Genomic DNA, 13,062 nt, shown 5'->3' with positions numbered 1-13,062 from the left:
GTCCACAACGACCCCTCCCAATGGACACAAGGAGTGGGATGTGGGACGCCGCTCATTGGCGCTGTCGATGCGAAGGCCGCAGAACGGTCGCGGTCAGTCTTCGAACTCGGGCGGAACGTCGGCATCGGAGCCGAGACTTAACATTCACGGCATCACCGGCAAGGTCCGGATATGGCGCAACGTGCTCGTTCTCGCAGATGAGATGTACGGCAACTTCCCGCCCATCTCGGCCATGACGACGGCCTGGGACGTGGCGGTCTCGAAGCAGGTCAGGTATCGAGTTCTTCGACTTCCTCGACGAGTTGGGGACGCATGTGCAGATAACGCGTCGCCTTGCGCTTGGCGATGATATCGGCCCAGACGTGTTCCACTTGTGAGGCGGCCAACCCCGCCGCCTGCCCCACCGCCTCAGCCGCCACGCCGTTGTTAAGACCGTAAAGGCAAAGATCCATACGGTCATAGCGAAGCGAGAAGTAGAACTCCTCCTGGGTCTGCGCCAGCGAGTAGGTATCGGTGGTCGGAGGCCGGTTGCGGATTTCTTCCGGAATACCGAGATGGGCCGCAAGCGCATAGACCTGTGTTTTATAGAGGTGGGCAATCGGCTTGACGTCCGCGGCGCCGTCACCGTTCTTCACGAAGAAACCCTGATCGTATTCCAGCCGGTTCGGGGTTCCAAGAACGGCGAAGTTCAGGCGATCCGCATGATAGTATTCAATCTGCTTGCGGGTGCGCTGCTTCATATTGGTAGCGGCGACGACGCCGAGATAGACAGGCAGCGGCATTCTCAGTTTCGTCTGCTTGCCCTCCGGGTCTTGCACCACCAGGGACGAGATATTGTAGCCCCCGCCCTCAAGCGCGTTCGCGATCACGATCTTCGAAGCCCAGCCTTCGCCGTATTCCGGGACCAATTCGCGGATGAAGGCGTCGCGACGCCTGTAGCAGCCCATTGCGCGCAGGATCGGCCCGATATCCTCCGTCACAGCCTCGACACCGAAAGTTTCGGCGACGAGGCGGCCGAGCCGCAGACTTTCAGGATCGGAATCGCTTTCCGGCATGAACAGGCAAAGTACATTCTTGGGGCCAACGGCTCGTGCCGCCAACGCGACCGACACGCTCGAATCGATCCCGCCCGAAAGACCGAGCACAAGGCCCCGCTTGCGAAGCCCGCGCAACTGCTGGCGCAAGGCCGTTACGATACGGTCCGTTTCGGTGATCAGGTCGATTGCCAGAGCCTGCGCCAGAAAGGTCCGCGCATCCTCGGTCGGGCGAACATTCATTGCGCGGCCTCCATGGTTTCTGCCGCAAGCCGACGGCTGACCTTGCCGGTATCGGTCTTCGGCAGCTCGCGGCGGAACTCGACGACCTTGGGGACCATGAAGTCCTCAAGGTGGCGTGCACAGTGACGTATGATATCCTTTTCGGTAAGCGCCGGGTCGGACCGTACTATAACTGCGCCGATCGCATGCCCGAGCACGGGATCCGGCACACCGACAACCACCGCTTCCGCGATGCCCGGATGAGCGTGAAGCACGGCTTCCACTTCCTTGGGCGCCACCTTCTCTCCCCGCGACTTTATGATGTCGTCCTTGCGGCCGACGAAATAAAGAAAGCCTTCCTCATCGGCCCTGAAAAGATCGCCGGTGTAGAGAACCTTCTCCCAAGGGTTCGGACCCGGGCGCAGGGCTCGTGCCGTCGCAGCTTCGTTTCGCCAATAACCCTGCATGACGTGCGGCCCGCGAATGACCAGCTCACCCGCTACGCCCGGCGGCACCCGTTGCCCCTCGTCGTCGACGACAAAGGCTTCGGTGTTCGGAATGGCTATTCCGACCGAGCCCGGCCGGCGGTCGAGCTCCTCGGGCGGCAGATAGGTGCAGCGCTTGCATTCCGTCAGGCCATACATCGAATAGAGCCTGACGCCGGGGAAAAGGAACTGAAGGCGTTCTATGTGAGGCGGCGGCAAGGCAGCCGCCGTGTTGGAAATATAGCGAAGGCTGGGCAGGAAGCCCGGCGCCAGGTCCCTCATCTGCAGGATCATCGCTGCCATCGTGGGCACGAGCGGAAGCCCGGTGACGCCTTCCTGGCGGATGCGTTCAAAGACCGCCTGGGGAAAAGCGAAGGACTTCTCGAGCACGAGCGTGGCGCCGAGCCTGACGGCCATCAGCAATTGATAGAGGCCGTAGTCGAAAGCGAGGGGCAGAACATTCAAGATGATGTCGTCGGCCGAGTTGCGCAAGTAGTTGGTGATGGAGTCGGCCGCCGCGTCGCAATTGCGGTGCGTCATCATCACACCCTTGGGCCGGCCGGTCGAGCCCGAGGTGTAGATCAACATCGCAAGATCGACGTCAACGCCGCGATGGTCAATCTCCCTGGCTTGGACCGTCAAGCACTCCGCCAGGGATGTGGCCCCTGCCGGGCATTGGCTATCGGCAGCAACGGTGGAAGCCACGAAGATGCCGGTCTTGCCGGAGGACGTCTTGCCGCAGGATCCGGACGCCTCGGCGACTACGGGCATCAGTCTTGCTTGAGTGAGGATCGCGGCGGCATCGCAATCGGCGATGATGTAGGCCAGCTTTTCGGCCTTGGTGGATGCGTTGATCGGACTGAAAGTCGCCCCTGCTTTAAGAACTGCGAAAATCGAAACCGCAGCCTCCCAGCAATTGTCCATGAAGATCAGCACCCGGTCGTCGCGCCTGACGCCATTCATGAAAAGGGCGGCGGCCAGGCGGCTCGAGAGATCGTCCAGCTCTTTGTAGCACAGCCTTTTGTGCTGGGTGATCAATGCCGTTTTGGCTGGATGGGCAGCGGCCTTCGCCGTCAGAAAATGTTCGATCCGCACGGACGCTCCTCACCGATGGCGCCTATGCTGCCAGCGCTTCTGCTTTTGCCTTGACGAAGGCTGAGATACGGTCAATCGAATCCAGATTGGCCGGTACGATGTCGGCATCGACCATCGCTATGCCGAAATCATCCTCTATGAATGCCACTAGCTCCAACACGGCCGTCGAGTCGATGATGCCGTTCTCGATCAGTGATGCGGTGTCTGCAAGCTCGTAGGACCTGTCGCCGAACAGGAAGTTGTCGACGATAAAGGTTTTGACCTTGTCCTTGATTGCTACCATGATTTTTCATTCCCTCGATTTCTCAGGCCGCTCGTGCTTCACCGACCTTTTCGCCGGTGAAAATCTTCTGCCACAGTTGCGCCGACAAAATGCCGACGAAAGCCGCATTGTCGCGGAATCCGGACGCTGGCTGCAAGCGGCATTTCTCGTGCAGGTTCGCCACCGCCTTGGCGTTGAATAGTCCTCCGGAGGCGATACTCGCCTCGCTCAGCGAGTCGCGTACGTAGTCCAATTCTCCGGCTCCCACGAAGGAGCGGGCTTCCGGCGCCCGGTAAGGCTGTTTGGTGCGCTCGCGGATGGCCGTCGGAAGCAGGTGTCTGGCAGCTTTGCGCAATATGTGTTTTTCCACCAGTCCCTTCAGCTTCATCTCCGGCGGAAGTCTTGCCGCAAACTCCACCAAGCGATGGTCAAGGAAGGGGAACCGCCCTTCGATACCGTGCGCCATGGCCATGCGATCGCCCTGGCTGGAGAGGATGTAGCCCGGCAGGAGGAAGCGGGTTTCTAGATATTGCGCCTGATGCAGCGGATGCCACCGGGAAAACGCCTCAGGCAACCGGCTGGCCAGGTCCTCGGCTGCGTCATACCCCTTCAATGTCGCGCGCAGGTCACCGGAAAAGAACATCTTCGCCGCTGATGTGGTCTTGAAACGCGGCCGATGCGAGAACAGCGGATCGTCCAGGGCAGCGCTGCCGGTTCCGAAGAACGCAGCCAGGTACTCCACGGACTGCTGTTGCAGGCCCGGCAGATAGGGATAAAGCTTGCGGAACAGTTGTGGCCTTATGCGCGATGCCGGCTGTCGCGCGCAGAAACGGCGAACCCGCGCTTCCTTGAAGACATCATAGCCGGCAAAGACCTCGTCGGCGCCTTCGCCTGTCAGCACTACTTTCAAACCGGCCTGGCGAACGAGGCCGGACAGTTGATAGAGGGGGGCTGGAGCCGTGCGAATGATCGGCCGCTCGGTAAAGCGGATGACTTCGGGAAACACACCGGCGATATCGCCGGCACGGCACGCAATGGTTCGATGGCGCGTGCCAAGTGCTGACGCCATTTCGGTCTGGAAGGCGCTTTCGTCATGCTCGGCGCTGTCGAACGTCACGGAAAATGTCTGCAGCTTATGAGGAGTCATGCCGGCCGCGAGTGCCGAAACGAGGGATGAATCGAGCCCGCCCGAAAGGTAAGAACCGACCGGCACGTCGGCGCGCATGCGAAGCCTCACCGCGTCGGTCAACAGGGCCTGCAGTTCCTCGGCCGCGTCGTCCTCATTGGTGATCTTCGATGGCCTATCCGGATACGGGTAGTCTAGGTGCCAATATGGTTTGACCGTGACTTGCCCCTGTGTCGCGATCATCACGCTTGCCGGCTCCAGCTCGTGGATGTTGCGGAAAACCGTGCGTGGAGCAATCGGCGCCCACAGCGTAAAGATCTGGTCGAGTGCAATCGGATCGATTTCGGCCGAGACGCCGGGTACCGTCAGCAGGGCCTTTATCTCCGACGCAAAGTAGAGCACCCCGTCCTTGCTGGTGTAGAACAGCGGCCGAACACCCATGCGGTCTCTTGCAAGCACCATCCGCCGCCGCCGGTTATCCCAAATCGCGAAGGCGAAATCACCGTTCAGGAGCGACAGGCAGTCTTCGCCCATCTCGTCATACAGCTGCAGGAGAACTTCGGTATCGCTCGACGTGCGGAAGCGTCGGCCCTTGGCCAGCAGCCCTTCGCGCAATTCCACGTAGTTGAATATCTCGCCGTTGAACGCAATCGTCAAATTGCCGGTTTCGTCGGACATCGGCTGCTGGCCATCACCAATTCCAATCACCGACAGCCGCGCATGCCCAAGTCCAGCCTCGGGCGCTACGAATTTCCCTTGTTCATCCGGCCCGCGATGGGCGATCGCAGACGTCATGCGCGCAAGCAAAGCTTCCGCATCCCGGACTGAACCGAAATAGCCCCCGAATCCGCACATCCACACAGCTCATACTGAACAGCAAGGCACGAAACATAGCGGTCATAAGCGCCTCAAAGGTTAATCGGATACGTTTCAGCGAGCATGTGGTTAACAGGATGTTAGGACAAAATGATGCTTTTGCGGATCGACTTGCGCCCCACTTCAGATGTCAGCTTGAAGGCATCACGGCGAGCGGTGCAAATCACTGCTTCGAGTACGGCCGGTACCAGTCGACAAACTTCTTCAGCCCGTCCTCTATCGAAACGCTAGGCCTGAAGCCGAAATCCCGCCCCAGCGCGGTCATGTCGGCGTAAGTCTTCTCGACGTCGCTCGCCTGCATCGGCTCGTTGTGGCGGATTGCCTTGACCTTGAGCAGCCTTTCCAGAATGTCGATGAAGTCGCCCAGACGCACCGGCCGGTTGTTGCCGACATTGTAGAGCCTGTTCGGCGGAACGTCAGCCGCCGGCGGCTTGTCGAGCACGGCGACAACCGCCTTCACAACATCGTCAATGTAGGTGAAATCGCGCCACATTTCGCCATTGTTGAAGACCCGGATCGGCTTGCCCTTGAGCATCGCCTGGGTGAACATCCAATAGGCCATGTCGGGACGGCCCCAGGGACCGTAGACCGTGAAAAACCGCAGGCCGGTCTGCGGTATGCCGAACAGATGGGCGTAGGTGTGGCTCATCAACTCATCGGTTTTCTTGGTGGCGGCGTAAAGCGAAACGGGCCTGTCGACCTGATCGGCTTCGCTGAACGGCACGCTGCGGTTGCCGCCATACACCGAGCTCGACGAGGCATAGACCAGATGCTCGAATGCCGGTTCGGCGCGACAGAATTCGAGCACTTCGAGGTGGCCCATGACATTGGAGCGGATATAGAGCCGCGGATTGTCGAGTGAGTGGCGCACGCCCGCCTGCGCGGCAAGGTGCACGATCCTAACGATGCCTTGCCCGGCCAAAGCGGCTGGAAGCGCGCCCTGTTCGGCAATATCGATCTGGTGGAACGAAAAATCCTTATGGGGCAGAAGGCCGGCAAGCCGCCCCTTTTTGAGCGCCAGGTCGTAATAGTCGTTCATGTTGTCGACGCCGACGACCGCTTCTCCCCGGTCGAGCAGATGGTGGCAAACGTGGCTGCCAATGAACCCCGCGGCTCCGGTGACAAGTATAGGCAACAAGCTTCTCCACGCGCATAGCCGGGCCGGCATCTGGAGCGGCAGATCCGGCCCATTTTGTCGTGCTATAGTCGAAAGCCGAGGTGGAGACCACCATTAAGCTGATGCGTCAGCTTGCTTCGCGCATGGCTTCGGCCGCCTGCAGGTCAACCGACACCAGTTGGCTGACGCCTTGCTCGGCCATGGTCACCCCAAACAGCCGGTCCATGCGCGCCATGGTGATCGGGTTGTGTGTGATGATGACGAAGCGCGTTTCGGTGGTTGCGGCCATTTCGTCCATCAGATTGCAGAAACGCTCGACATTGTGGTCATCGAGCGGCGCGTCGACTTCGTCGAGCACGCAGATCGGCGCCGGGTTGGTCAGGAACACGGCGAAGATCAGCGACATCGCCGTCAACGCCTGCTCGCCGCCGGACAGCAGCGTCATCGTCTGCGGCTTCTTGCCGGGCGGACGCGCCAGGATCTCGAGCCCCGCTTCGAGCGGATCGTCGGACTCGATCAGTTGCAGCTCGGCGGTGCCGCCGCCGAACAGATGCGAAAACAGCCGTTGAAAATGGCCGTTGACCACCTCGAAGGCGGCGAGCAGCCGCTCGCGGCCTTCGCGGTTCAGGCTATGGATCGCCTGCCGCAGCTTGCGGATCGCCTCGATGATGTCGTCGCGCTCGGAGACGATGGTCTCCAGCCGGTCCGACAGTTCCTTCTGCTCCTCCTCGGCGCGCAGATTGACGGCACCGAGCCGTTCGCGTTCGCCCTTCAGCCGGTCGAGCTGACGCTCGATCTCGGGCATTTCGGGCGTCGGGCTGTCGGGTTCGAGGCCGGTGTGGCGGATCACCAGATGCGGCGGCGTGTTCAGCGTTTCCTGGATGCGCGCCTCGACTTCCAGCCGACGCTCGTCGGCGGCGGTCAGCCGCTCTTCGGCGCGAACGCGGGATTCGCGCGCCTCGGCCAGCGACTGGATGGCAGCAGTCGCAGCCTTGTCCAGCTCGGACTGGCGGTTCTCCGCTTCCTGCAAGCGGTCGCCCGCTGCCTTGCGCAGGCTTTCGGCCTCGGCGAGTTGCGACAGCAGGGCGCGCCGCTTGGCGTCGATCTCGTCGGGGGCGTCGGCCAGTTGCTCGCGCTCGGCCTCGGCCTCTGCCTTGCGTTCGCCGAGCGCCGCGATCTGTGTCGAGGCGTTTTCGGCGCGCTCCACCCAGTTGCGCCGTTCCGCGCCGATGGCATCGAGCCGACGCGCACGTGCCTCGGCTTCCCGCCTCAGGCCCTCGTGAACGGCACGCGCATCGGCAAGGGCGGCGCGATCGCGGGCGACGTTGGCCGCCGACTGCTCGAGCTGCAACTGCAGGTCGCCGAGATCGGGCGCGTATTGCAGCAGCATTTCCGCCTCGACGAATGCCGCCGCCGTTTCCTCATGGCTGTCGACAATGCGTGCGCGCGCCTCGTCAAGTGCGGCACGCCGGCTCGACAGCTCGCCGCCGGCTTTTTCGGCCTCGGCCAGCGTATTGCGGGCAGCGTCGAGCCCGTGCTGGGCGTCGCGCCCGGCCTGTCGGGCGTTGCGTTCGGCCTCGCTCGCCTGGGCAAGCGCCTGTTCGGCCTGGGCAAGGGCTTGTTCAGCTTCGCGCAGGGTGCGCGTGGCATGGACTGCTTCGGCATCGAGTTCGGCCAGCCGGTTTTTCTGCGCCAGCCGCTGCGCGGCGGCGGTCGGGGCATCGGCGCTGGCGGTGAAGCCGTCCCAACGCCAGAGCGCGCCTTCGCGGCTGACCAGCCGTTGACCGGAAGCAAGCAGCGTCTGCAGCCGTCTTCCATCGGCGGCTTCGACAATGCCGATCTGGGCCAGCCTGCGGGCCAGCTGTGCCGGCGCACGCACAACGCTGGCGAGGCTCCTTATGCCTTCGGGCAATGCGGCGTCGGCAGGCTGGATTTCGCTCTGGCCCCAATGCACCGGCGCACTGCGGTCGAGCGGCACGTCGAGATCTTCGCCAAGCGCGGCACCCAGCGCCGTCTCGTAGCCACGCTCGACGCTGATCTGCTCCAGCACCGAGGGAAATAGATCGCCGCTGGCGGCGTTGAGGATCTTGGCCAGCGTGCGGGCCTCGGTTTCGATCCGCGCCAGTTCGGCGTTTGTGTCCTGAACCGGTGGGCGGGCAGCACTTTCGTCTGCACGCGCCTCGGCGACCGCCTGTTCGGCGGCAATGGCGGCTGCCTCGGCCTTTTCGAGCAGCGCCAGCGCCTGATCGACCAGTAGCCGCTTCTCGGCGGGATCGGGCAGGCCGGCGACCCTGGAGACGATCTCCGACAGTTCGCGGTCGACATCGGCAAGCTGGCGGGCAAAGCGGTCGCGGCGCTCAGCGGTGTCGCGCAGCGTCCGTTCGATCTGGTTGCGCGAGGCGGCAGCCTCCGCCCGTTCGGCGGTCAGCGCGGCGAGCCTGGCCTCGCTCGAGGCAAGCGTCGATGCCGCCTGCTCGAAAGCCGCGCGGGTGCTGGCCTCGCGCTCGGCGGCGCCGGCGTTTTCGGCATTGAGCGCGGCTTCTTCGGCGGCGAGGCGTTCGAGGATATCCGCATTATCGCGGACCATGCGCTCCTCGCGGGCAAGGTCGCCATCGAGCTGTTGCAGTCGGCGGTCGAGCTCTGCCTGGCGGGCGCGGATGCGGCCCGCCTCTTCCTCGATCTGCGCCTTGGCGATCGACAGACGCTGGAAGGCGGCGGCGGCAGCGGCTTCCGCATCGCGCAAGTCCGGCAGCCGGTGGGCGTTGATACCTTGTTCCCTGGCGGCAGCCATTTGGGCGGCGGCACGGTCGCCGACCAGCGCGGTGGCAATCGCCAGCGCCGAACGCGCTTCGCCTTCCTGCGTCTTGGCCAGCGTCCAGCGCAGATGCAGCAGCGTCGCTTCGGCCTTGCGGATGTCGGCCGACAGGTTCTTGAAGCGCGAGGCCTGGCGGGCCTGGCGTTTCAGGCTTTCTATCTGGCTTTCCAGCTCGCCGACGACGTCGTCCAGCCTTTCGAGGTTCTGTTCCGCCGCCTTCAGCCGCAGCTCGGCTTCGTGGCGGCGCGTATGCAGGCCGGAAATTCCGGCCGCCTCTTCCAGCAGCGCGCGGCGCGCCTGCGGCTTTGCCTGGATCAGCTCGCCGATGCGGCCCTGGCCGACCATCGAGGGCGAGCGGGCGCCGGTCGACTGGTCGGCGAACAGCAGCTGAACGTCCTTGGCGCGAGCCTCCTTGCCGTTGATGCGGTAGAGCGAGCCGGCCTCGCGCTCGATGCGGCGCGAGACCTGCAACTCATCGGCGTCGTTGAAGGCGGACGGCGCGGTGCGGTCGCTATTGTCGAGGAACAGCGTGACTTCGGCGGTGTTGCGGGCCGGACGCGTTCCCGAACCGGAAAAGATGACGTCGTCCATGCCGGACGCACGCATGTTCTTGTAGGAGCTTTCGCCCATAACCCAGCGCAGCGCCTCGACCAGGTTCGACTTGCCGCAGCCGTTCGGCCCGACTATGCCGGTCAGGCCGCGTTCGATGACGAACTCGCCGGGTTCGACGAAGGATTTGAAGCCGAGCAGGCGAAGGCGCGAGAACTTCATTCGCGCCGGCCCATAGCCAAGTTTCGCAACGCTGTTCCGCGGTTTTGCAAGGAGACCCCGCGGCAAGACAAAGAAGTGCGCACGCCGAAGCGACGCCGCTTCGGCGCTGCCGAAACGTCAGAGCAGAGGGTCGATGATGGCCGACATTTCCGCAATCGACATCGCCCCTTTGTAGGTCTTTCCGTTGATGAAAAAGGTCGGTGTGGAATCGACCTTGAATTCGTCGGCGCCGCGCTTCTGGACGGATCTCACATCGTCCAGAAGTTTCTGGTCCGTCAAGCAGGCCTCGAAGGACTCCTGTGTAAAACCGGCAAGCTTGGCGATTTGCAGCAGTGCGTCCTTGGTATTGTTCACACCAACCCAGTTCGCCTGCTGCCTGAACAGCACGTCGACCATCGGGAAATAGTTGTCCTTGGAGCAGCGCGCCAGCATGAAACCGGCCTCGGCGCTGGGATCGAACGGAAACTCGCGCAGTATGTAACGGGCCTTGCCGGTGTCGATATATTTCGTCTTCAGCTCCGGAAAAGTGGTCTCGGCGAAATGCGCGCAATGCGGGCAGGTCATCGATGCATATTCGACGATAGTGACCTTTGCATCGTCCTTGCCGAATTGCATGTCGGGCAATGCGCCGGGCTTCAGCAGTGCCGCCATATCGACCGTGCCCTGAGCCTCCGGCGCCGCCGCGGCGGCCGGAGCGGCCGGCTTCGCAGGTTCCGGAGCCGCAGGCTTCACATCCTGCGCCTCGGCTTTCTCGCCCGAGTCGCTGCAGGCGGCAAGCAGCGCCACCGCTGGTATTGCGACCAGCGAAGTCAAAAGGTTTCTGCGGGACAAGGAACGGATCATACGAATCACCTGGCAATAGTTGGATTTTGCAATGCAAAGTCTACAAAAAGCGAGAGTTGGCGCGAATTAAGGCATTACCGCCCCTATTCCAATCGCCAAATCCGGGCATACCATCACGATAGCGCGAGATCACGGTTTCTTTTGACCGAGAATGGTGGCGCCAAGCCGCTCTAGCGAGGCGCGCAGCCCGCCGTCCTCGATCAAACCAACGGTGCCCGACAGCTTCGCTTTCTCGGCCGCAGTCAATGGCCGCAAACTGGGTTTCGGCTTGTCCTTGCCCGCCAATATCGGCTTCTGCACGATCCTGATCCGGCCGATCGCATTGAAACCGAGGAAGGCATTGACCCGGTTGATGATCTCGCCGGTCTCGTGCTGCAGATGCAGCGCCGCCACACCCTCGCAGGCAATCACCAGCACCGCCGGTTCGAAAGGATCGTCCTCGTGCATGCGGCGCGGCCACTGGATCTTTTCCGGGCGCGAGCGGCCGGCAAGCCGCGGCCCGGCAATTTCTTCCCATGACTGGACCAGTCCGATCGACATACCGGCCCGTTTGCGCAGCACTGGGTCGAGGATCTCGGTTGCGAGATCGCTCACCGGAACGGGATTGCCGAAGGGCCTTTTCCCTGCCATGTGCGTTCTCCAGCTTCAGCACTAATGGATTAGGGCCGACCCTCGATCAATGGCACTGCACGACCAGACCCGCAAGGCCGTATCCGGAGACAATGTCGAGATCGCCTCCCGGCTGCTTGCCTGGTACGACGCGCATCACCGCGACTTGCCCTGGCGCGTTTCACCGCGCGCGCTGGCGAGCGGGGCGCGGCCCGATCCCTATCTGGTCTGGCTTTCCGAGGTGATGCTGCAGCAAACCACGGTCGAGGCGGTAAAATCCTATTTTCGGGCGTTCGTGCAGAAATGGCCAACGGTCCAGGCGCTGGCGGCGGCACCGACCGAAGACGTCATGAAGGCCTGGGCCGGGCTCGGCTATTATTCCCGCGCCCGTAACCTCAAAGCCTGTGCCGATCTCGTCGCGCGGCAAGGCGGCCGCTTTCCGGACAGCGAGTCCGGCTTGAAGGAACTGCCCGGCATCGGCGCCTATACGGCGGCGGCGATCGCAGCGATCGCCTTCGACCGACCAGCCGCGGTCGTGGACGGCAATGTCGAACGGGTCGTCTCACGGCTGTTTTCGATCGCCACTCCGCTGGGCGAGGCCAAGGGCGAGATACGCGGCCAGGTCGAGCACATGGTTCCCCCGACAAGGCCCGGCGACTTCGCGCAGGCGATGATGGACCTGGGCGCGACGATCTGCACGCCGCGACGGCCCCGCTGCATGCTCTGCCCCGTTCGCGAGAATTGCAGCGCCACGATCTCGGGCGACCCCGAACGCTTTCCGGTCCGCCTGCCCAAGGCCGAAAGACCCTTACGCCGCGGTGCCGCCTTCGTTGCCGTCAGGTGCGACGGCGCCATCCTTCTGCGCAAGCGCGCGGACAAAGGCCTGCTCGGCGGCATGACTGAGGTGCCGACGACCGGCTGGACGGCGCGCATAGACGGCGCTACCACGGAAGCGGCGGCCCCGCTCCCCGGCAACTGGCAGCAGGCCGGACGCATCGGCCATATCTTTACCCATTTTGCGCTTGAACTCGACGTGTTCAAGGCGGAGACCGACGTTGCCGCCCCGGTCGGGCATTTCTGGTCGCTGGCCCATGAAATTTCCGGGGAAGCGCTGCCGAGCGTCATGAAAAAGGTAATCGAAGCGGCGATACCGGGCGCGACGAAAAAGCAGCGGCCGCGTTGAAAGAGAGAAGAATGACTGAAATCCGCCACATCGTTTTCGACATCGGCAAAGTGCTGATCCACTATGATCCGGACCTGCCCTTCAGTCGCTTGATCCCCGATCCCGACGAACGGAAATGGTTCTTCGACAATGTCTGCACGCATGATTGGAACATCGAGCAGGATCGCGGCCGCAGTTGGGAAGAGGCCGAAGCGCTGGCGATCGCGCAATATCCCGAGCACGCCGAAAATATCCGCAATTTCCGCCGGCACTGGCACGAGATGGTGCCTCACGCCTATGAGGACAGCGTCGCCATCATGATCGGCCTGATCGACAGCGGCCATGACGTGACGATGCTCACCAATTTCGCTGCAGATACGCTCGCCGAGGCCCGCGAGCGCTTCGATTTCCTCAATCGGCCGCGCGGCGTCACCGTTTCCGGCGACATCCGCCAGATCAAGCCGGATCGCGCCATCTATGACCACCACGTCGCCGCGTTCAGCCTCGAGCCGTCAGCGACGCTGTTCATCGACGACAGCCAGAAGAACGTCGACGGCGCCAAGGCGGCGGGCTGGCAGTCGGTGCTGTTCACCGATGCAAAGACGCTCAGGGCGGACCTTGAGAGTCTTGGGATCAAAGTGTGAT

The 13,062-nt window shown here is 62.8% G+C and carries 10 protein-coding genes; 2 read left to right on the top strand and 8 right to left on the bottom strand.

The features are described from left to right. Positions 1-269 precede the first annotated feature (269 nt). The 8 genes from nadE to NKI08_RS10070 all read right to left on the bottom strand — a co-directional run bounded on the left by nadE (position 270) and on the right by NKI08_RS10070 (position 11,276). Positions 270-1,277, bottom strand: a complete 1,008-nt coding sequence (gene nadE / locus NKI08_RS10105) for an NAD(+) synthase (RefSeq protein WP_352768771.1) — start codon at positions 1,275-1,277, stop codon at positions 270-272. Next, positions 1,274-2,836, bottom strand: coding sequence for a class I adenylate-forming enzyme family protein (locus NKI08_RS10100; protein ID WP_352768768.1), 1,563 nt, complete (start codon positions 2,834-2,836; stop codon positions 1,274-1,276). The genes nadE and NKI08_RS10100 overlap by 4 nt, the downstream gene beginning before the upstream one ends. Before the next feature lie 22 nt (positions 2,837-2,858). Continuing rightward, on the bottom strand, positions 2,859-3,122 hold the full coding sequence (locus NKI08_RS10095; protein ID WP_352768797.1) for an acyl carrier protein: 264 nt from the start codon (positions 3,120-3,122) through the stop codon (positions 2,859-2,861). A gap of 19 nt (positions 3,123-3,141) precedes the next feature. Next, on the bottom strand, positions 3,142-5,079 hold the full coding sequence (gene asnB / locus NKI08_RS10090; RefSeq protein WP_352768765.1) for an asparagine synthase (glutamine-hydrolyzing): 1,938 nt from the start codon (positions 5,077-5,079) through the stop codon (positions 3,142-3,144). Between the two features lie 184 nt (positions 5,080-5,263). After that, positions 5,264-6,235, bottom strand: coding sequence for an NAD-dependent epimerase/dehydratase family protein (locus NKI08_RS10085; RefSeq protein ID WP_352768762.1), 972 nt, complete (start codon positions 6,233-6,235; stop codon positions 5,264-5,266). A 109-nt stretch (positions 6,236-6,344) separates the two neighbouring features. Continuing rightward, positions 6,345-9,803, bottom strand: coding sequence for a chromosome segregation protein SMC (smc, locus tag NKI08_RS10080; RefSeq protein WP_352768759.1), 3,459 nt, complete (start codon positions 9,801-9,803; stop codon positions 6,345-6,347). Positions 9,804-9,920: 117 nt separating this feature from the next. Continuing rightward, a complete protein-coding gene (locus NKI08_RS10075; protein WP_352768756.1) occupies positions 9,921-10,646 on the bottom strand; it encodes a DsbA family protein in 726 nt (241 codons plus the stop codon). A gap of 129 nt (positions 10,647-10,775) precedes the next feature. After that, a complete protein-coding gene (locus NKI08_RS10070; protein WP_352768754.1) occupies positions 10,776-11,276 on the bottom strand; it encodes a DUF721 domain-containing protein in 501 nt (166 codons plus the stop codon). 49 nt (positions 11,277-11,325) lie between these two features. Here NKI08_RS10070 and mutY point away from each other — a divergent pair, with 49 nt between their 5' ends. Both mutY and NKI08_RS10060 read left to right on the top strand, forming a co-directional pair. After that, on the top strand, positions 11,326-12,438 hold the full coding sequence (gene mutY / locus NKI08_RS10065; RefSeq protein ID WP_352768751.1) for an A/G-specific adenine glycosylase: 1,113 nt from the start codon (positions 11,326-11,328) through the stop codon (positions 12,436-12,438). Between the two features lie 11 nt (positions 12,439-12,449). Then, positions 12,450-13,061 (top strand): HAD family hydrolase, encoded by a 612-nt coding sequence (locus NKI08_RS10060; protein WP_352470642.1) that lies wholly within the window; start codon positions 12,450-12,452, stop codon positions 13,059-13,061. Position 13,062 lies beyond the last annotated feature (1 nt).

The sequence above is a fragment of the Mesorhizobium sp. M0768 genome, assembly GCF_040320195.1.
In the GTDB taxonomy this organism is placed as follows: domain Bacteria; phylum Pseudomonadota; class Alphaproteobacteria; order Rhizobiales; family Rhizobiaceae; genus Mesorhizobium.
The sequence above is the reverse complement of the archived record's forward strand: the minus strand, read 5'-3'. Positions and strand labels throughout refer to the sequence as shown.